General features: G+C 70.7%; 17 protein-coding genes. 5 read left to right on the forward strand and 12 right to left on the reverse strand.

The features are described 5' to 3' along the window. Positions 1-363: 363 nt before the first annotated feature. Positions 364-723, forward strand: a complete 360-nt coding sequence (locus DFP74_RS27235) for a hypothetical protein (RefSeq protein WP_147453919.1) — start codon at positions 364-366, stop codon at positions 721-723. Between the two features lie 64 nt (positions 724-787). On the opposite strand, the gene DFP74_RS27240 is transcribed toward DFP74_RS27235, so the two are convergent. The 4 genes from DFP74_RS27240 to uvrB all read right to left on the reverse strand — a co-directional run bounded on the left by DFP74_RS27240 (position 788) and on the right by uvrB (position 5,893). Further along, positions 788-1,711: a hydroxymethylglutaryl-CoA lyase gene (locus DFP74_RS27240; protein ID WP_121186026.1), complete on the reverse strand. Its 924-nt coding sequence runs from the start codon at positions 1,709-1,711 to the stop codon at positions 788-790. 115 nt (positions 1,712-1,826) lie between these two features. Then, positions 1,827-2,822, reverse strand: coding sequence for a GNAT family N-acetyltransferase (locus DFP74_RS27245; RefSeq protein ID WP_121186028.1), 996 nt, complete (start codon positions 2,820-2,822; stop codon positions 1,827-1,829). 350 nt (positions 2,823-3,172) lie between these two features. Further along, a complete protein-coding gene (locus DFP74_RS27250; protein WP_199725797.1) occupies positions 3,173-3,616 on the reverse strand; it encodes a DUF3060 domain-containing protein in 444 nt (147 codons plus the stop codon). A 180-nt stretch (positions 3,617-3,796) separates the two neighbouring features. Then, positions 3,797-5,893, reverse strand: coding sequence for an excinuclease ABC subunit UvrB (gene uvrB, locus DFP74_RS27255; RefSeq protein WP_121188560.1), 2,097 nt, complete (start codon positions 5,891-5,893; stop codon positions 3,797-3,799). Between the two features lie 209 nt (positions 5,894-6,102). Between uvrB and DFP74_RS27260 the strand changes: the two genes are divergently transcribed. Both DFP74_RS27260 and DFP74_RS27265 read left to right on the forward strand, forming a co-directional pair. Further along, positions 6,103-7,218, forward strand: coding sequence for a hypothetical protein (locus tag DFP74_RS27260; protein WP_121186031.1), 1,116 nt, complete (start codon positions 6,103-6,105; stop codon positions 7,216-7,218). A gap of 166 nt (positions 7,219-7,384) precedes the next feature. Further along, positions 7,385-8,395 carry a hypothetical protein gene (locus DFP74_RS27265; RefSeq protein ID WP_121186033.1) on the forward strand — a complete coding sequence of 337 codons (1,011 nt, stop codon included), beginning with the start codon at positions 7,385-7,387 and terminating at the stop codon, positions 8,393-8,395. Positions 8,396-8,465: 70 nt separating this feature from the next. On the opposite strand, the gene coaE is transcribed toward DFP74_RS27265, so the two are convergent. The 5 genes from coaE to polA form a co-directional block, all read right to left on the reverse strand. Further along, complete coding sequence (gene coaE, locus DFP74_RS27270) at positions 8,466-9,068, reverse strand: dephospho-CoA kinase (RefSeq protein ID WP_121186035.1); 603 nt, start codon at positions 9,066-9,068, stop codon at positions 8,466-8,468. Positions 9,069-9,164: 96 nt separating this feature from the next. Continuing rightward, positions 9,165-9,689, reverse strand: a complete 525-nt coding sequence (locus DFP74_RS27275) for a GNAT family N-acetyltransferase (RefSeq protein WP_121186037.1) — start codon at positions 9,687-9,689, stop codon at positions 9,165-9,167. Between the two features lie 168 nt (positions 9,690-9,857). Further along, entirely contained in the window at positions 9,858-11,351 is a 1,494-nt protein-coding gene (rpsA, locus tag DFP74_RS27280; protein WP_121186039.1) for a 30S ribosomal protein S1, read from the reverse strand. A gap of 433 nt (positions 11,352-11,784) precedes the next feature. Beyond that, positions 11,785-12,216: an alternative ribosome rescue aminoacyl-tRNA hydrolase ArfB gene (gene arfB / locus DFP74_RS27285; RefSeq protein ID WP_233571185.1), complete on the reverse strand. Its 432-nt coding sequence runs from the start codon at positions 12,214-12,216 to the stop codon at positions 11,785-11,787. 47 nt (positions 12,217-12,263) lie between these two features. Further along, positions 12,264-15,062: a DNA polymerase I gene (gene polA / locus DFP74_RS27290; RefSeq protein WP_121186043.1), complete on the reverse strand. Its 2,799-nt coding sequence runs from the start codon at positions 15,060-15,062 to the stop codon at positions 12,264-12,266. Positions 15,063-15,179: 117 nt separating this feature from the next. On the opposite strand from polA, the gene DFP74_RS27295 reads away from it, so the two are divergent. Beyond that, positions 15,180-15,605 carry a hotdog fold thioesterase gene (locus DFP74_RS27295; protein ID WP_121186045.1) on the forward strand — a complete coding sequence of 142 codons (426 nt, stop codon included), beginning with the start codon at positions 15,180-15,182 and terminating at the stop codon, positions 15,603-15,605. Positions 15,606-15,967: 362 nt separating this feature from the next. Continuing rightward, a complete protein-coding gene (locus DFP74_RS27300) occupies positions 15,968-17,218 on the forward strand; it encodes an ABC transporter substrate-binding protein (RefSeq protein ID WP_121188561.1) in 1,251 nt (416 codons plus the stop codon). A 733-nt stretch (positions 17,219-17,951) separates the two neighbouring features. Here the strand turns inward: DFP74_RS27300 and DFP74_RS27310 are convergent. From DFP74_RS27310 to DFP74_RS27320, 3 genes are read right to left on the reverse strand one after another with little or no spacing between them, the layout of a single operon-like run. Next, the gene (locus DFP74_RS27310) at positions 17,952-18,806 is read right to left on the reverse strand and encodes an ABC transporter ATP-binding protein (RefSeq protein ID WP_121188562.1); all 855 of its coding nucleotides are present in this window, start codon (positions 18,804-18,806) and stop codon (positions 17,952-17,954) included. After that, complete coding sequence (locus DFP74_RS27315; RefSeq protein ID WP_121186049.1) at positions 18,799-19,680, reverse strand: ABC transporter ATP-binding protein; 882 nt, start codon at positions 19,678-19,680, stop codon at positions 18,799-18,801. Before DFP74_RS27315 ends, DFP74_RS27310 begins: the two co-directional genes overlap by 8 nt. Then, the gene (locus tag DFP74_RS27320; protein WP_121186051.1) at positions 19,670-20,659 is read right to left on the reverse strand and encodes a branched-chain amino acid ABC transporter permease; all 990 of its coding nucleotides are present in this window, start codon (positions 20,657-20,659) and stop codon (positions 19,670-19,672) included. The genes DFP74_RS27315 and DFP74_RS27320 overlap by 11 nt, the downstream gene beginning before the upstream one ends. Between the last annotated feature and the right edge of the window lie 12 nt (positions 20,660-20,671).

Here is a 20,671-nt window from a genome sequence, read left to right on the forward strand (position 1 = left end):
GGCCGTGCGGCGGTCCGGTGCGGGGCGGTCTGGGATGCGCCGAGACGGCGCCGGACTCCACGGGGCACCAGGATAACAGGCCACCCGTGCCTCTACACCAGCGAACGCCGAGACGCCCGGTGCTGTTCCCCGCCGCGACCAGCGGCGTCGCCCTCTGGAACGGGATCCGCACCGCTTCGGCGCCACCGGTGTCACGTCCGCCACAGCACCACCGTACGGACCGCGGCTCCACTCCCGGCGTCGGACACGGCCGAGGGGCCCGCACCCCGGCAGGCGCGCTCTGAGCGGCTCAGGGCGGCGCTCCGCGGGCCCGGCGGCGGCTGGAACCGGGCGGGGCCGCGGCGTAGTGTGCACCCAGGGAGTGTGATCGATGTGACGGACCAGAACCCCCGCCTGCTGCCCCTGATGGAGACGGCGGGCACCTGCTCGCACGACGCCGACGAACTCCGGCCGCGGCTCGGCCGCTGGGAGGAACTCCTGGGCCACGCCCGGGGCCGCCCCGACGGCCCGGCGTTCGTGTGGAGCCTGCCCGCCGAGCACACCGACGAACTCTCCGCGCTCGTGGCCGCCGAACGGGAGTGCTGCTCGTTCCTGGACCTGCGCGTGTACCACGACGCGGCCGGCGCCCGCCTGCGCGTGGGCGTGGACCCCTCCCGCCGTCCCCGTCCCGGCGGACCCGCCGACCGGGCCCTGCGCCTGCTCACCGGCCACACGTCCGGCTGAACGAACCCGACGCCATACGCCCGCCCGGGACGGCCGGACCCGGGCGGGCGCGTCATCGTCCGGCTCAGCCGGGGAAACCGCCCGCGCGGCCCAGGTAGGCGGGGGGCTGCTTGCCCAGGCGCTCGCCCATCCACGCGCCCAGCTCGCAGGCTTCGGACAGGCTCACGCCCGTGTTCATCCCGCTGCGGTGCAGCATGTACAGCAGATCCTCCGTGGCGATGTTGCCGGTCGCCGCCGGAGCGAACGGGCAGCCGCCGAACCCGCCCAGGCTGGCGTCCAGGACCCGCACGCCCGACTCCACCGCCGCCATCGCGTTCGCGTAACCGGTGTTGCGCGTGTTGTGGAAGTGGCAGCGCAGCGTACGGTCGCCGACCGCGGGCGCCACCGCGCGCAGCAGTTCGGAGACCTCACGGGGCACCGCGACGCCGATCGTGTCGGCCAGGGCGATCTCCACCGCCGAGGTGCCGGTGATCCGGTTGACGACCTCCACCACCTGCCCGGCGGGCACCTCGCCGTCGAAGGGGCATCCGAACGCGGTCGAGACCGTCACGCTGAGCGGGATGCCCGTCCCCTGGAGCTCGGCGTCGATGTCGACCAGCGCGTCGAGCATCTCGTCGACCGTGCACCCCTGGTTGCGGGTGCAGAACCCGTCCGTGGCGGGCACGGCCACGTTGACCTCCGAGACCCCCGCGGCCACCGCGCGCTCCAGCCCGCGCCGGTTGAGCACCAGGCCGATGTGCGAGACGCCGGGCGCGCGTTCGACGCCCGCCATGATCTCCTCGGCGCCCGCCATCTGCGGGACCCGCTTGGGATTGACGAAGCTGACCGCCTCGATCCGGCGGACCCCGGCCGCCACCGCCCGGTCGATCAACCGGATCCGGTCGTCGACGGACAGCACCGTGGACTCGTTCTGCAGGCCGTCGCGCGGCCCCACCTCGACGATCTCCACGTGGTCCGCACCCCGGGGGCCATGGTCGTTCGTACTCATCGGTTCGCCTCTCCCGCACGCCTCGTCGCGTCCTGCGCACAGGCTAGCCACGTCCGTCGGCGCGTCCGTGAACGGGGAGGCGTTCGGGCGCGCCGTCAGCCGTTCGGGCGCACCGTCAGCGCAGGGCCAGGGCGGGGCGGACCTCCCAGGTCGTCCAGACCGGCCGGTAGCCCATCCGGTGCCAGAAGGGCCCCGACAGCGGGTTCATCGCCGCGTAGTTGAGCACCGAGGCGCCCACGCCGTGGCTGTCCAGCGCCTGGTGGGCCTGGCCCACCAGCGCGGTGCCGATGCCGTTGCCGCGCTCGTCGGCGATCACGACCCCGTAGCCGATGTGCGCGATCGGGCGCGCGTTGACCAGGGACTTGGCCCAGCGGGAGCGCTCGGGCGGGGAGACCCACAGCAGTCCCACGGCGCGGCCGCGCCGTTCGGCCAACCAGATCCAGGACCGGGAGCGCTCCAGGGCCCGCGCCGCGACCTTGCGCGTCTGCTCGGCGGTGTCGGGCTGCAGGAACACCCCGCCGAAGTGCTGCTCGTAGCGGTGCTCCTCCATCAACAGCGCCACGACCTGGGTCAGGTCGCTGCGATCGGCGAGCCGTATGGTCACGTCGCGCGGCGGCAGCGACGGGGGCACGCCGCGTCGGCGCTGCCGGGCCGCGAGCACAGTGTAGGGCTGCAGGCCGTGGCGCTGGAGCGGGATGATCCCGCACACGTCACGGGCGGGCCAGCTGACCAGGGCGGCCGACTCCGAGCCGGTGCCGGTCGGCAGGTCCTCCAGCTGGTCGCGCCAGCTGGTGAGCAGGGAGTCCAGGGCGCGGCTGGGGTCGGGGCCGCCGACGATGGGGGTGAGCCAGTGCTGGTCGGGCACGCCCCAGATCCGCCCGACCTCGCCGGGCTGGTACCAGGTGTAGTGCATCGTCCCCGCGGCGACGGCACGCCCCTCCTCGTCGCTGACGGTCAGGAGGGGGTAGGAGTCACGCGCGATGTTGACCGGCGCGGGCAGCAGAGGGTCGGCTTCGGCCCAGCGCAGAGCGGCCGACCGCACCAGCGGGTCCAGGCCGACGTCGCCCCCGGGCGACTCATCATGTCGCACCCGCGCGACATATCCGCTCATCCACCCCTCCCCTGGCGGGTCCTCCACCTCACGCGCTCGTTCGCCCGGCCGTCACCGGGGCGTCGCGTTCGGGGCCCGTCGCCGTCGCGACGACGCGTCCGGGCCGGACCAACGCATACGGAACGGATCGACCGTACCGCTTCCGCAGGGGCCGGGCGCGCGAAATCGTCACTGAACACCAAGAATTCACTCAGCGTAGGCGTACCTGTCCGTACCGTGTCAAGTCACTCGAATGCGAAAAGCAGACGCGCACCACCGTAGCCGATCGAAGGTCACTCTCCGGTGGAGGGGCGGGCACTAGTGCGACACGGTCCGCCCGCCGGGCAGGGGGTTCCCGGCGCGGACAGGGCTCACGCGCCGGCGGAGCCGCCCTCGACGACCGTGGTGTTGCGCCCGTGGTTGATGACCTCGGGGTCGCCCGAGGCGAAGGCCACCTCGTTGTCGACCCCGACCAGCACGATCTTGTCGGCCGAGCCCACGTTGACCGTGGTCCCGCGGCCGGTCGCCTTCACCAGGCCGCACGCGCCGTCCAGGACGACGTGGGCGTCGTCGGCGGTCACCACGACCTCGCGGTTCGCGCAGTCCTCGTGCACCTGGACCCCGTTGTCCACGATGACGAGCTCGTGCTCGTCGTCCACGGCGCGCTCAGGCTCCTGCTCACCGCGCTCGGCGACGCTGGGCCCCTGCGTGGCCCCCTCGGCCCCGTCGGCTTCGCCGATGGCCAGACCGCAGCCGCTGAGCAGGGATCCGAGCACGAAGACCCCGCCCGTGACCGCCAGAAGTCGAACCCTCATGCGTTCCCCCACTACCGGACACCGGCAAAAACGACATACACCCTGAACTGCCCCAAGGGTATGTCACGCGGAGGTAACTGCGCGACCCGATCGATCCTGAAACGTTCCCGTTACGTGATGGAAAGCCGCAGCTCATGAGGGCCCCGCGGAGCCGCAAGCCCGGCGCCGCAGGGCCTCGGGTCACTTGATCCCGGCGGCGTCCATCCCGCGGAGTTCGCGCTTCAACTCCTTGATCTCGTCCCGCAACCGAGCCGCCAGCTCGAACTGCAGGTCCGTGGCGGCCTGGTGCATCTGCGCGCTCAACTGGTCGATGAGACCCGCCAGTTCGGCCCGCGGCATGGACGCGACGTCCGTGCGCTCGCCCAGCGCCGGCACCGGGGCGCGCTCGCCCTTGGCGCCCGCCTGCCGGTACCCGGTGGCCATGAGCTGCTCGGTGTCCACGTCCTCGCGGTTGAGCGAGTCCAGGATATCGGCGATCTGCTTGCGCAGCGGCGTCGGATCGATCCCGTGCTCGGTGTTGTACGCGATCTGCTTGTCCCGGCGGCGGTTGGTCTCCTCGATCGCCGCACGCATGGAGTCGGTCACGCGATCCGCGTACATGTGCACCTGGCCGGACACGTTACGGGCCGCGCGACCGATCGTCTGGATCAGCGAGGTCTCCGAGCGCAGGAAGCCCTCCTTGTCCGCGTCCAGGATCGCCACCAGCGACACCTCGGGCAGGTCCAGGCCCTCACGCAGCAGGTTGATGCCCACCAGCACGTCGTACTCACCCACCCGCAGCTCCCGCAGCAGCTCCACCCGGCGCAGCGTGTCCACCTCGCTGTGCAGGTACCGCACCCGGATGCCCATCTCCGCGAAGTAGTCCGTGAGGTCCTCGGCCATCTTCTTGGTCAGCGTGGTCACCAGCACCCGCTCCTGGCGCTCGGCCCGCTCCCGGATCTCGTGCACCAGGTCGTCGATCTGCCCGTCGGTGGGCTTGACCAGCACCTCGGGGTCGATCAGACCGGTGGGACGGATGACCTGCTCCACGACGTCGCCACCGCTCTGGCGCAGCTCGTAGCGGCCCGGCGTCGCCGACAGGTACACCGCCTGCCCGATCCGCTCGGTGAACTCCTCCCACCGCAGCGGCCGGTTGTCCATCGCCGAGGGCAGCCGGAACCCGTGGTCGACGAGCGTGCGCTTGCGCGCCGCGTCGCCCTCGTACATCGCACCGATCTGCGGGACCGTCACGTGCGACTCGTCCAGCACCAGCAGGAAGTCCTCGGGGAAGTAGTCCAGCAGCGTGTTGGGCGGGCTGCCCGGCTCCCGGCCGTCGAAGTGCCGCGAGTAGTTCTCGATGCCCGAGCACGAGCCCAGCTGGCGCATCATCTCCAGGTCGTGGGTGGTGCGCATCCGCAGGCGCTGCGCCTCCAGCAGCTTGCCCTGGCCCTCCAGCTCCGCCAGGCGCTCACCGAGCTCGGCCTCGATCGTGGCCACCGCCCGCTCCGTGCGCTCCTCGCCGGCCACGTAGTGCGAGGCGGGGAAGATGAACATCTCCTCGCTCTCGCCCAGCACCTCGCCGGTCAACGGGTGCAGGGTCAGCAGCCGCTCGACCTCGTCACCGAACATCTCGATGCGGATCGCCAGCTCCTCGTAGACCGGGATGATCTCGATGGTGTCGCCGCGCACGCGGAAGGTGCCGCGGGTGAAGGCCACGTCGTTGCGGGAGTACTGCATCTCCACCAGCCGGCGCAGCAGGTCGTCCCGGTCCACCTCCATGCCCACCGACAGCTGCGCCATCCGGTCGACGTACTCCTGCGGGGTGCCCAGGCCGTAGATGCACGAGACCGACGCGACCACGATCGTGTCCCGCCGCGTCAGCAGCGAGTTGGTCGCCGAGTGCCGCAGGCGCTCCACCTCGTCGTTGATCGACGAGTCCTTCTCGATGTAGGTGTCGCTCTGGGGGACGTAGGCCTCGGGCTGGTAGTAGTCGTAGTACGACACGAAGTACTCGATCGCGTTGTTCGGCAGCATCTGCCGCAGCTCGTTGGCGAACTGGGCGGCCAGCGTCTTGTTGGGCTGCATCACCAGGGTGGGGCGCTGCAACTGCTCCACCGTCCACGCCACCGACGCGGTCTTACCCGTACCGGTGGCCCCCAGCAGCACCGTGTGCCGGTCCCCCGCACGCACCCGCCGGGTGATCTCCGCGATCGCGGCCGGCTGGTCCCCCGCCGGAGTCATGTCGGAGACGACCTCGAAAGGCCTCTCGCTGCGCTTGATGTCGCTGACCGGTCGCACGTCGTCGCCCTCTTCTCGCATCGAACGGTGGGCCGCCCCGTGCCCACGTGTCCCTCTCCCCCAACGCTACAGACCGCCGCGGACATCCCGGGGGTCCGCGGCCACGGGGCCCGCGACCCGACGAAGGAGGGCCCGAACACACCTGACCGGACGGGGCCCGCGCGGTTACCATCGAAGCAGCGCCGAGCGCCCGGAATGAGGTGTCCCTCGTGACCCACCCCTCCAGACCGACATTCTCACCGGACCTGCCCCCCGGGACCGCCGAACGCCTGCGCCGCCACGCCGACCGGCTCGTCCCCGCCGCCAAGGGGCCGCCCCGCCGGCGGGCGTGGCGCCGCGCCGCCGCGGCCACCGCCGGCGGTTGCGCCGGCGCGGCCCTGCTCGCCCTGCTGTGGCAGCCCGCCGGACTGCTCCTCGGCGTCCTGCTGTGCCTGATGACCACGGCCTTCCTCCTGGGCCTGGTCTCACGCAAGGGTTCCCCCACCGACGACTGGGGCGACCTGTTCATGCACGCCACCTGGGCGCTGCCCGCCTCCATCGGCGGCGTCGTCGGCCTCAGCCTGCTCCTGGACCAGGTGGTCGGCCCCCTCCACGCCCTCGTCCCCGGCGACCCCGCCCTGGCCGCCCTGTACCTGGCCGCCGGTGCGAGCGGCGCCGGCGCGATCATGCGCCCGGGCATGATCCCCCGTCTGGCCGCCGAACACTACGACCAGTACGTCCTGCCCGAGGACTTCGGCCGCCCCCACAGCTACGTCACCCGGCAGGAGGAGCCGGAGGCCCACCTGTTCGCCCAGCTGCAGCAGGCCACCGACCGCGTCGAGGAGGGCATGCGGATCCTCGGCGACTCCTTCGACCCCGGACACACCCTGCCGCTGCTCCGCGAGGAGGAGTGGACGCTGTCCCAGGAGCTGCTGCGGCTGCGCACCCTGCGCCGGGAGCTGGCCCAGCGCAGACGCGAGGCGGTCTCCACCCAGGTCACCAAGGCCCTGGCCCCGCAGGAGGAGGCCGTCGCCCGCGCCCACGACGCGCTCACCGAGCGCGTGGAGGTCCTGGCCGGCTACGGCGAACGGGTCCACGAGGCGGTCACCGCCCACCGGGAGTGGGAGCAGTGCCAGGCCATCGCCGACCGGGCCGGGGACTACGCCGACCTCGCCCTGACCTCCACCCGCGACTCCCTGCCCACCGAGGACCTCGACGACGGCCTGCTCAGCGTCCGGGCCGCCCGCACCGTCCGCGAGGAGCTGGTGCGCAAGGCCATCGACGCGGGCACGTCCCTGAGCCGCACCCTGCACCACCGCGACCCCCCGGACCACGGCCGCGCCTGACCGGCCGGCCGCGCACGTCCCGCACCACCGGGGCCGCCGCCGTGCGGCCGGTAGCGGCCACCCCCGTTTCCCGGGCCGCGCCGCCGGACATCACCACGACACCCCTCCTGAGGCCTCCCGCTCCGGCACCCCGTTCCCCCGACGCCCTCGACGCCGAGGCGGCCCCATGCGTGCCAGACCCACACCCAACCCCGACCACGACCCCGACCCCGAGGACCTGTCGCCCGAGGCGCGGGAGCACCCCCTGTCCGCGTTCACGGCCCTCCCCCGGCTGTATCCGCACCCCGGGGCACGGGACGGGCGGGAGCCCGAGACCTGGCCCGAGACCCCCTACCTGCTCCTCCTCCAGGGGGCCACCGACAACGCCGTCGAGGCCGCACACGCCCTCGCCCCCTCCGAGGACGCCGCCTGGGTGGTCGAGATGATGCGGCGCACGGAATGGACGCACGTCTGCGCGGTCCACTACCTGAGGACGGCGCCCTCCTCCCCGGACGAGGCACCCATCGAGGACGAGGAGTGGCTCCGCGAGATCGACGAACTCGTCCGTCTGGGGGCACTGGCCGGGCGGACCGCCCAGGAGCCCGACCGGTACGCCGGCGCCTACCTCGCCCGGGTGCGGGAGCTGCGCGGGGAGTACCGGACGGCGGAGGCGATCGCGGCCCAGGCCGAAGAGGAACTGCTCCAGGAGGCGCGGCTGACCGAGGAACAGCTGCGGGACGTCGACGAGCAACTGCGGGAGGTCGGGGAGCTGACGGCCCGGTTCGGGCGCCGCGCACGGGCCCGGCCCCTGTCCCGCCTGGTCACCGCCCTGGTGGGCCTGGTCCTGGCGGTCGGCGGACTGTCCGCCCTGACCTCGCTGTACTCCCCCGCGCACCTGGAGGTGCTGTTCGCGACCGCCACGAGTGCCCTGATCGTGTGGAGCAACCTGAGGTACGACCTGCGGACCTCACGCCTCTTCCTGGTCGGCGGAGGCCTGGTCGGCCTCTTCGCCGGCAGCGCACTGTCGTTCCCGGCCCACGACGCCCTCGACCATCTGACCGGCCCGGGCACCGCGCAGGCCCTCACCGCAGGGCTCTACGGTCTGGCCGCCCTGACCTGCTGGGTCCTCGCCGCCACCGGCGCCGGCGGCCTGCACCCGAGACCGCCGCGCACACATGACCCGACCGCTCCCGCCTGATGCGCCGCCCCCGCCGACACCGACGACGCCCCCCGCGCCGGGGGCGGCTGAGGGCCGCCCCGGCGCTCGGTCAGGACGCCCGGGCCACCAGCGCCCGCCACAGGTCCGCGACACGGTCCCGCAGCTCCTCGCGCGAGCCCGAGTTGTCCACCACCAGGTCCGCCGCGGCCAGCCGCGTGTCCCGGTCGGCCTGGTTGCGGATACGGGCCCACACCTGATCGCGGGGCATACCGCGGTCGGAGGCCACCCGCTCCACCCTGGTCTCGTCCGGCGCGTCGACCACCACGACCACGTCGTAGAACGCGCCGAGGTCGTTCTCCACGAGCAGCGGAACGTCGTAGACCACCACGTCGGCCCCCGACTCCGTCGCCCGCTCCATCAGCTCCGCGCTGCGCTCGCCCACCAACGGGTGCACGATGGCGTTGAGCCGCGCCAGCTTGGCCTCGTCGGCGAAGACGATCTCCCCCAGACGGGCACGGTCCAACCGGCCGTCGGAGGTCAGGACCTCCTCGCCGAACTCCGCGACGACCGCGGCCAGCCCCGGCGTACCCGGCTCCACCACCTCGCGCGCGATGGCGTCGGCGTCCACGATCACCGCGCCGTGCTCGGCCAGTCCAGCCGACACCGCGCTCTTGCCGGAGCCGATTCCTCCGGTCAGTCCCACCTTCAGCATGCACACGACCCTAGACGGCGGCCCGCGGCCGCTCCACGCCGCCCCGGCCCGGTCGCGGCCAGGCCGAAGTCCGGGCACCGGCCGGATCGGGGACCCTCAGGGGCGAGCGGTGCCCGCCGCCGCCTCGGAGCCACCGGCCACGGCGGCGCCCAGGTCCTTGCGCATGTGCACCATCACCAGGTGGTCCGCCAGGCGCTCGCGGTGCGTCTCGGCGTAGCCCTGCGCCCGGTACAGGCGCTGGTTCTCGGCGCTCTGCGCCCCCGTGAACAGGGTCAGCGCGCCCAGATCCGGGCGGCGCCGCCGCAGCTCCTCCTCCAGGCCCACGAGCAGAGCCCGGGCGATCCCGCGCCGGCGCTGGTCCGGGGCCACCGCCAGACGACCGACCACACCCGTGGTCCCGCTGACCGACGCCCGTCCCGCCCCCACGATGCGGTGGCCGACCACGGCCTTCAACACCAGGGCGTCCTCGCGCCCCAACAGCCTCTCGATCCCGGACAGCCCCTCGGTCAACGGCAGGATGAACGGGTCGCCGTAGGCCTGCGCCTCGTCGACGAACGCGGCCCGCTGCAACGTGAGGATCTCCCCCGCGTCGGCGGGGACGGCCTGGTGGATGTCGAACACGTCGTCTCCTCACACGCCCCGCCCTGGGGCACACCGCGATCCTAGGGCGTACGGCTCACGCCGGACGGCACCGGCGCCCCGAGGAGGCCCCGGACACGACGAAGGGCCGCCCCCGACCGGGGACGGCCCTTCGCCTGCGATCAGCGGATCCTCACGGACCCGTCATACTCAGGCCTCGCCGCCCGCGAGCTTCTCGCGGAGCGCGGCCAGGGCCTCGTCAGAGGCCAGGGCGCCACTGGAAGCGGACTCGGTACTCGGCGTGCCGGCCGCCTGGCCGCCACCCGTGTACTCCTCTTCCTCCTCCGGAGCCGGGGCGTTCGCAGCGTCGGCCTCGGCCGCGAGGGCCTCCTCGACCTGCTTGCGGTGCGCCTCGAAACGAGCCTGCGCCTCGGCGTAGCTGCGCTCCCACTCGTCCCGCTGAGCCTCGAAGCCCTCGAGCCACTCGCCGCTCTCGGAGTCGAAGCCCTCGGGGTACTTGTAGTTGCCCTGCTCGTCGTAGTCGGCAGCCATGCCGTACAGAGTCGGGTCGAAGTCCACCTGGTCGGGCGAAACGCTCTCGTTGGCCTGCTTCAGCGAGAGGCTGATCCGACGGCGGTCGAGGTCGATGTCGATGATCTTGACGAAGATCTCGGTACCGACCTGCACGACCTGCTCGGGCACCTCGACGTGACGCTCGGCCAGCTCGGAGATGTGGACCAGGCCCTCGATGCCCTCCTCGACGCGAACGAACGCACCGAAGGGAACGAGCTTGGTGACCTTACCCGGGACGACCTGACCGATCTGGTGGGTCCGGGCGAACTGCTGCCACGGGTCCTCCTGGGTCGCCTTCAGCGACAGGGAGACGCGCTCGCGCTCCATGTCCACGTCCAGGACCTCGACCGTGACCTCCTGGCCCACCTCGACGACCTCGCTCGGGTGGTCGATGTGCTTCCAGGACAGCTCCGACACGTGCACCAGGCCGTCGACGCCACCCAGGTCCACGAAGGCACCGAAGTTGACGATCGAGGACACGACGCCCTTGCGGATCTGGCCCTTCTGCAGGGTGTTGAGGAAGGTCTGGCGGACCTCGGACTGGGTCTGCTCCAGCCAGGCGCGACGGGACAGGACCACGTTGTTGCGGTTCTTGTCCAGCTCGATGATCTTCGCCTCGAGCTCGCGGCCGACGTAGGGCTGCAGGTCGCGGACACGGCGCATCTCGACCAGGGACGCGGGCAGGAAGCCGCGCAGACCGATGTCGAGGATGAGGCCGCCCTTGACGACCTCGATGACCGTGCCGGTGACGACGCCGTCCTCTTCCTTGATCTTCTCGATCGTGCCCCAGGCGCGCTCGTACTGCGCGCGCTTCTTGGACAGGATCAGACGACCTTCCTTGTCCTCCTTCTGGAGGACGAGGGCTTCGACCTGATCGCCGACGGCAACGACCTCACCGGGGTCGACGTCGTGCTTGATCGACAATTCCCGAGAGGGGATCACACCCTCGGTCTTGTAGCCGATGTCGAGCAAGACCTCGTCTCGATCGACCTTCACGATGGTGCCCTCGACAATGTCACCGTCGTTGAAGTACTTGATGGTCTCGTCGATCGCCGCGAGGAAGGCTTCCTCGGACCCGATGTCGTTGACCGCTACCTGGGGTGTCGAGGTGGCCTCGGTGCTGCTCGTCATTTGTGGGTGGACTCCGGATACGGACAGGTTCAGAAAATGGGCACGTCTAGGGTTCGAGCCCGTCGATCCGTCGTCCAGAAGAGAGAGCAGGGCCGCGAGAGGACGAACCTCCCATGACCACCGGCCGCCGGGTCCAGAGTGTTGACCGAAGCGGTGCGACCTCACCATCACCCAAGGAGACGGCAGACGCCCGCACGAACCCACAACGCTGCCGCCAGAATATGAGACAAGGGCGTCCTGGTCAATCGGAACCCAGGACCGCCAACCCGGCGTAGGCCTCAATGGCCGCAATTTACCCGAGCATGGTGGTCGAGTTCAACCGTGCACACGCCCACGTCCGCACGGGTCCCCGACCCCCGGCCGGCCCCGCCGGGAGACTGCCGGAAAAATATCGGAAAAAGTCGTGGCCGACCAGCCCCGAGGGCCGGTCGGCTCACTCCAACGGGGGCCGCGAACGCGCCCGCTTGATGTCACCGCGGCGGCGCTTGGCGTCCAGCCGCCGCCGCTTGGCGCCACGGCTGGGCCGTGTGGCACGGCGTTCCCGCGCCGGCGGCGCCATCGCCTCGGCCAACAGGGCCGCCATCCGCTCCCTGGCCTCGGCCCGGTTGCGCACCTGCGAGCGGTGGGTCTGCACCGACACCGTCAGCACCCCGTCCACCAGCCTCCCGGACAGCCGCTCCAGCGCCCGCTCGCGCCGCGTGGACCCCAGCGCCGCGCACGCCGCCACGTCCAACGACAGCGACACCCGGGTGTCGGAGGTGTTCACGTGCTGCCCGCCCGGACCCGAGGAACGAGAGAAGCGCCACACCAGGGCGTCCGCGGGGACGGTCACCGAACCGATCGTCAGGCCTTCTCCGACGGTCACCGTCCCCACCTCACTTCCGCCCCTGCCGGAGCCTCGTCGACACCCGCTCAGTGCGCGGCGTCGTGCCAGTTCTGGCCCCGACCGACCGACACACCCATCGGGACACGCAGATCATAGGCCGAGCCCATCTCGTGCGCCACGAGGTTTTCGACCGCCTCGCGCTCACCGGGGGCGACCTCCACCACGAGCTCGTCGTGCACCTGCAACAGGACCCGCGACACGTACCCGCCCTCGGTCAGCGCCGCGTCCACCTGCAGCATCGCCACCTTGATGATGTCGGCCGCCGACCCCTGGATCGGCGCGTTGAGCGCCATGCGCTCCGCCATCTCCCGGCGCTGGCGGTTGTCACTGGTCAGATCCGGCAGATAGCGGCGCCGCCCCAGGATCGTCTCGGTGTAACCCACCTTGCGCGCCTCGTCGACCACCGAACGCAGATAGTCGCGCACCCCGCCGAACTCGGCGAAGTAGTCCTCCATTAGCTTCTTGGCCTCGTCGGGCGCGATCCCCAGCTGCTGCGAGAGCCCGTAGGCGCTCAACCCGTACGCCAGCCCGTAGCTCATGGCCTTGATCTTCGAACGCGCCTCGCCGTCCACGTCCTCCACCGCGACGCCGAACACCCGCGCCGCCATCTGCGCGTGGAAGTCGTACCCGCTGTTGAACGCCTCGATCAGCGCCGGCTCCTGCGACAGGTGCGCCATGATCCGCAGCTCGATCTGGCTGTAGTCGGCCGTCAGCAGCTCCTCGAAGCCCGCACCGACCACGAACGCCCGACGGATCCGCCGGCCCACGTCGGTGCGCACCGGGATGTTCTGCAGGTTGGGGTCGGTGGAGCTCAGCCGCCCCGTCGCCGCCACCGTCTGGTTGAACGTCGTGTGGATCCGGCCGTCGTCGCCGACCGTCTTGAGCAGGCCCTCCACGGTCGTGCGCAGCTTCGTCTGGTCGCGGTGCCGCAACAACTGCTTGGGCAGCTCGTGACCGGTCTCCTGCTCCAACCACGCCAGCGCGTCCGCGTCCGTGGTGTACCCGGTCTTGATCTTCTTGGTCTTGGGCAGCTCCAGCTCCTCGAAGAGCACCTGCTGAAGCTGCTTGGGCGAGCCCAGGTTGAACTCGCGGCCCACCACCCGGTGCGCCTCCTCCACCGCCCGGCGCGCCTCCGCGGCGAACTCGCCCTGCAGCTCCTCCAGGTAGGCGCGGTCGGCCGCGATGCCCACGCGCTCCATCCGCGCCAGCACGTCCACCAGCGGCAGCTCCACACCGCGCAGCAGGTGCGTCCCGCCCCGCTTGTCCAGCTCCGCCGAGAGCACCCCCGCCAGGTCGCGGGTGGCCGCCGCGCGCACCGCCAGCTCGTGCGCGCGCCCCGACGGCTCCGACTCCGAACCCAGGTCCAGCGCCATCTGGGCGCCGTCGCCGCCCTCCTGGATCTCACGCCCCAGGTACTTGCGCGCCAGGTCCACCAGATCGAACCGGCGCTGCCCGGGCTGGACCAGGTACGCGGCCAGAGCGGTGTCACTGACCACCCCCCGCAGCGCCCACCCGTGCTCGCCCAGGGCCAGCAGGGCGCCCTTGTACTCGTGCACCGACTTGGGCCGCTCCGCGTCGCCCAGGAACGCCGCCAGGGCCTCGGTGTCGGCCGCGTCCACGGCCGCGGGATCCACGTACACCGCCGCGCCGCCGGGCACACAGATCGCGAGCCCGTCCACACGGCCGGTCCCCTGGCCCCACACGCCCTCGATCGCCAGACCGGCCGGCGCCGCCTCCGTCACACCCTCGGCCGAGGCGTGCCGCTCCAGCCACGCCGCCAGCTCGCCCGTGCCGGCCACCGTGAGATCGACCTCGAAGCCCTCCTCGGCCCCCGCCTCGCCCTCGTCGGCCTCCTCCTCACCCGTGCGCAGCACCGCGTACAGGCGCTCACGCAGGTTGGAGGCGAACTCCAGGTTGTCGAACAGGGCGTCGATCCCCGCCCGGTCGGCCTCGCCGATGACCAGGTCCTCGGCGGTCACCCCCAGCTCGACGTCGGTGGCCAGCCGGTTCAGCCGCTGGTTGCGCAGCACGTCGTCCAGGTGGTCGCGCAGGCTCTGCCCCGCCTTGCCCTTGAGCTCGTCGGCGTGCGCGATCAGCTCTTCCAGCGACCCGTACTTGTCGATCCACTTGGCCGCCGTCTTGGGCCCCACCCCCGGCACGCCCGGCAGGTTGTCGGCCTTCTCCCCCACCAGCGCCGCCAGGTCCCGGTAGCGCCGCGGGCTCACCCCGTACTTCTCCCGCACCGCCTCCGGCGTCATCCGCCGCAGGTCCGACAGGCTCTTGCCCGGGTACAGGACCGTGCACGCCTCCGTCACCAGCTGGAAGGCGTCCCGGTCGCCGGAGGCGATCAGCACCTCCATGCCGGCCTCCCCGCCCAGGTGCGCCAGCGTCGCGATGACGTCGTCGGCCTCGAACCCCGGAGCCGACAGGTTGGCCACACCCACCAACCGCATCAGGTCCTGGGTGAGCGGCACCTGGGAGGGGAACTCCTGCGGGGTGTCCGAGCGCCCGTCCTTGTACTCCGCGTACTCCTCGTGCCGGAACGTGGGCCCCGACAGGTCCCACGCCACCGCCACGTGCGTGGGCTCCTCGTCGCGCAGCAGCTTCACCAGCATCGACGCGAAACCGTAGACGGCGTTCGTCGCCTGCCCGGTGCTCGTGCCGAACTTGTCCACCGGCAGCGCGAAGAACGCGCGGAAGGCCATCGAGTGGCCGTCCAGCAGCAGCAGGCGGGGGCGCCGCCCCCCACCACCGGGGGAGGGCGCGGCCGTGCCCTCGGCACTGGCCTGGGATGTCTGATCGGGGGTCTCTCGCTTGGTCACCACACACCGAATCCTAGGATGCGAAGCAGACACTCCGCGGACATCCGCACGAGAACACCGCGCGTGCCGCGGACGGCGAGACCGCCGTATCCGGGCACACCACCCACAGGAAGGGCCCCCATGACCACAGAATCCGAGATGCGCTCGCTCCTGGACACGGGAGCCCTCGCCGGGGGACTCGGACAGCGGATGGGGATCGAGATCTCCGAGGCCTCCGCCGAACGCGTCGTGGGACGCATGCCCGTGGAGGGCAACACCCAGCCCTTCGGGCTCCTGCACGGAGGCGCCTCCTGCGTCCTGGCCGAGTCCCTGGGCTCGGTCGGCGCCACCCTGCACGCCCAGCAGTTCGAGCGCGTCGCCGTGGGCATCGAGATCAACGCCACCCACCACCGCTCCGCCACCGAGGGCCACGTCACCGGAGTCGCCGTCCCCGTCCACCAGGGCCGCACCCTGTCCACATGGGACATCACCATCAGCGACGACCAGGGCCGCAAGGTGTGCACCTCACGGCTCACCTGCATGCTGCGCGAACTGCCCCAGAGCTGACCCGCGACCACCCGCCCGCGCACCCGGCCGGCACCGCACCCCGCCCCCCGACGCACGTGGACGGCCGGGCTTCGCCGTGCCCGCACTTCGCGACACTTCGCACTGTGACGTGTGCACCCCGTTCCCATCCGTCCAGGGAGAACGCCCCTCATCCTCCAGATGACTACAGAGCCATAACAGCATGACGGCGAGTCGGCACCAACGACCCGACAACGCTTCCGAGCTCGCACGATCCGTGATTAAGCTCCGCTAACGCTCCTGATTAAGTCATGCCACACAACTCGGGCATCAGGACGCATAAGACCATGGCCCCTGCGCGACGGCACCACGTGCGTCGCCGGTTGAACGGAGTGACCACCATCATGGCAAGCAAGAAGGTCCTAGGCCTCACTGCCGCCACCGCGGCCCTGGTACTCGGACTCACGGCGTGTGGCAGCGGCGGCGGAGATGAAGGCGGCGGCAGCGAGGGAGGCGGTGAGGAGTTCACCTTCGGCATCCTCTACCCGCAGAGCGGTACCCTCGCCTTCCTCGGCCCGCCCCAGATCACCGCCGCCGAGTACGCGATCGACGAGATCAACAACGCCGGCGGCATCCTGGGCACCGAGGTGCCCACCATCGTGGAAGGCGACGAGGCCGGCGACAACGCCCAGGCCAACGAGGCCGCCAACAACCTGGTCGCCGACGAGGTCAACGCCGTCATCGGCGCCGCCGCCTCCGGCATGACCCAGGCGACCTACGACACCATCACCGGCGCCAACATCGTCCAGTGCTCCGGGTCCAACACCTCGGCCGCCCTGAGCGACATCGACGACAACGGCTACTACTTCCGCACGGCGCCCAGCGACAGCCTCTCCGCCGTCGTCATGGCCCGCAAGATCGTCGAGGCCGGGCACCAGAGCGTCGGCCTCGTCGCCCGCGGCGACGACTACGGCGGCGGCTACGCCGAGAACCTGCAGACCGAACTCGAGTCCCTGGGCGCCTCGGTCGTGGCCAACGAGACCTACGACCCCGAGGCCACCACCTTCGACTCCGTCGTCAGCGGAGTGACCGACGAGGAGCCCGACGCCGTCGCGCTCATCGCCTTCGAAGAGGGCGCGCAGGTCATCGCGCAGATGCTGGAAGGCGGCGTGGAGGGCGACCAGCTCTTCATCACCGACGGCCTCAACGACCCCGAGCTCGGCGAAACCGTCAACGAGAGCGACCCCGACGCCATCAACGGCGTCACCGGCGTCGCCCCGTCCGCCGACAACCCCGAGTTCTCCGAGGGCCTGTCCGAGTTCAACCCGGACCTCGAGGTCACCCAGTTCGCGCCGCAGGTCTTCGACTGCGTGACCAGCATCGCGCTGGCCGCCGAGGCCGCCGGCAGCGTCGACCCGGCCGAGTACGTGGCCGAACTGCCCAACGTCACCCGTCCCGAGGGCACCGAGTGCGGCACCTTCGCCGAGTGCAGCGAGCTGCTCGCCGACGGCGAGGAGATCAACTACCAGGGCGTCAGCGGCAACATCGACTTCGATGACAACGGCGACCCGACCGCGGCCACCTTCGAGATCTTCGCCTTCGGAGACGACGGCCACGAGATCCTCGCCTACGAGGAGCACTCGCTGAACGACTAGCGACACCCCGAGCCGGGCGGCACACGCCACGACCGGACACGAGAGAGCGCCCCGGGACCACCGTCCCGGGGCGCTCTTCGCGTGCCGCGCCTCAGCGGCCCACAGGACCACCGCGCCGAACACCGTCCGGCAGACCAGGCGGAACCGCACGACCCACCACCCGCCCCACATCCCACACATGATGATGGCCGTCATGGGCGTTGTTCCGCGCCACATCCTCCGCCCGCTGCACCCCGCGAGCCCCATGACGCAACACCACACCCGTCCGCAGCGCCGACGTCACCGATACCCGCCAGTCCGCCACCGCCCGCTCCAACGACCACAGCGCCCCGGCCAGGGCCAACCCCTCATAACCACGCGCCCGCGCCAACAAGTCCGGGTCATAGCCGCCCACCTCCACCTCCCCCGATGCCCACGCCCCCGCCAACCGCTCGGCCCAGATCCGCAGGTTGTCCCCCACATGAGCGACATAGCCCGCCGGCCCCCACTCCAGCCCCGCGCACCGCTCCCGCCCCGAACACCCCTCCAACAACTGAGCGAACCGCGCAGGCAACCCCTCAACGACCCGCACCGCCTCCCACGGACCCACCGACCACTCGAAACCACACCCCTCACACGGATCCCCGTACAACTCCGCACCCCACGACTCCACCGCCACCGACACCCCGGCCGCCCCTTTCCCGCCCACGACGAAGGGCGGGACCCGAAGGCCCCGCCCCACACCGACACACACTCAGCCCTTCGCGAGCGTGCCCAAGTACAACTCGATCACGTTCGGGTCGTTCAACAGATCCCGACCCGACCCCGTGTACGCGTTACGACCCTGGTCCAACACATACCCGCGGTCACAGATCTGCAGGCACCGGCGAGCGTTCTGCTCCACCATCACCACCGACACACCCGTGGAGTTGACCTCCTTGACCCGCTGGAAGACCTCCTCCTGGTAGATCGGCGACAACCCCGCCGTCGGCTCGTCCAACAACAGCACCGACGGATCCATCATCAACGCACGACCCATCGCCACCATCTGGCGCTCACCGCCCGACAACGACCCCGCCTTCGCCTTACGACGCTCACCCAGCAACGGGAACAACCCCGCCACCACCGCGAACCGCTCAGCGAACATCTTCGGCCGCAGGAAGGCCCCCATCTGGAGGTTCTCCTCGATCGTCAACGTCGGGAACACGTTCTGCGTCTGCGGCACGTACCCCACGCCCCGCTCCACCAGACTGTGCGCCGCCAGACCCGCGATCGAGGACCCCCGCAGCGTCAACTCGCCCTCACGCACCGGGATCAGACCGAAGATCGTCTTGATCAACGTCGACTTGCCCGCGCCGTTCGGGCCGATGATCGCCACGACCTCGCCCTTGGTCAGCGTCAACGTGCACCCGTTGAGGATGTTCACCCCCGGCACGTAACCCGCGACCATGTCCTTGGCCAGCAACAGGTAGTCCTCCGGACCACCCACCACCGTCTCCGCCGCGGCCTGCTCCAGCACCTCTTCACGGTGCTCCTGCACGACCGCCGCATCACCGGCCCCGGCCGGGACCTCGTCCACGTCCGGACGCCGCTCGCCGTTCTCACTCATCGGCACTCCCCCGGGCCTCGTCCACGTCCACGTCCTGGGCACCCAGATAGGCGTCGATCACCTGCTGGTTGGACCGGATGTCCGACGGAGCACCCTCCGCGATCACCTGACCCTGCGCCAACACCACGATCCAGTCGCTGATCCCCATGATCACGTCCATGTCGTGCTCCACGAAGAGCACCGTCTTGCCCTCGTCGCGCAACGACGTGATGTGACCCAGCAACGACTGCACCAGCGCCGGGTTCACGCCCGCCATCGGCTCATCCAGCATGATCATCGCCGGATCCGTCATCAGCGCACGCGCCATCTCCAACAGCTTGCGCTGACCACCCGAGAGCGAACCCGCCATGTCCTCGCGCTTGTCGATCAGCTTGAAGCGCTCCAACAGCTCCAGCGCCCGCGCCGTGTTCGCCCGCTCCTGCCGGCCCCACACGTTGCGCAGGAACGCCCCGGCCATCCGCTCACCGAACTGGCCCTGCGCACCCAGCAACATGTTGTCCAGGACCGTCATACGCGTCAGCGCCTTGGTCAACTGGAACGTCCGCACCATCCCGGACCGCGCCACCTTGTGCCCCGGCTTGCCGTTGATCTTCGCGCCCTGGAACGTCCAGTCGCCCTGATCCACCCGGTCGAACCCGGTCAGCAGGTTGAACAGCGTCGACTTACCGGCACCGTTCGGACCGATCAACGCCGTGATCGTCCCCCGCTGCACCTCCAACCGACGCACGTCCACGGCCGTCAGACCACCGAACGAACGACGCACACGGTCCGCCACCAGGATCGGATCCGACTTCACCGAACCCGGCTCCGGCACGGCGCCCGCCATCCGGTCCGCACCGACGCCCGCGGAGGAGCCCATCTCGTCACTTGACATTGATCAACATCTCCTTGCGGTCGCCGATCAGACCCTGCGGCCGGAAGACGATCAAGACCACCAGCAACAGCCCCACCAGGGCCAGCCGGATCGCACCGTAGTCCGGGCCGCTCAGGAACGGCAGCAGACCCATCGAACCCAGACCCCGCAGCACACCGTCGGTCAGGTTCATCAGGAACCAGAACACCATCGCGCCCAGCACCGGACCGAACACCCGGCCCGCACCGCCCAGCAGCAGGATCACCCACAGGAAGAACGTCACCTGCGGCTTGAACTGGTCCGGCTGGATCGACGCCTGGTACACCGCCAGCATGCAGCCGGCCAACGCACCCACCAGACCGCCCAGCACCAGGATCTGCATCTTGTACGCGAAGACGTTCTTGCCCAGGCTGCGCACAGCCTCCTCGTCCTCACGGATGCCCTTGATGACACGGCCCCACGGACTGTGCATCAACATCCACACCAGACCGCTCATCACGGCCACCATGCTCCAGGTCACCACGAGCACCCACATGTGGTTGCCGTTGTAGGCCAGAACACCCCAGCCATAGCGCTCACCCGCGTCGAACGGGTTGATCTCGCGGAAACCGTCCGACAGGTTCTGCAACCCGTACACGCCACCGGTCAGCGGCTCGGCGAACCCCGCCCGATACACCAGGCGGATCACCTCCGCCGCCGCGATCGTCGTGATCGCCAGATAGTCCGCCCGCAAACGCAGCGTCGGAATACCCAGGAGCAGCGCGAGCACGAACGCGCACGCCAACCCCACACCGAAACCCGCCAGCAGCGGCAGATCGAACAACTCCACACTGATACCGACGCCATAGGCGCCCACCAGCATGAAGCCCACCTGACCGAAGTTCAGCAGACCCGTGTACCCGAAGTGCAGGTTCAAACCGATCGCGGCCAACGCGTAGATCGCCGCGATCGGACCGAAGGCCGACCGTGTCGACTCCGCGAGGATAGAAACCAAATCCATCGTCTGCCTCCC

This window comes from Nocardiopsis sp. Huas11, from assembly GCF_003634495.1.
Lineage (GTDB): Bacteria > Actinomycetota > Actinomycetes > Streptosporangiales > Streptosporangiaceae > Nocardiopsis.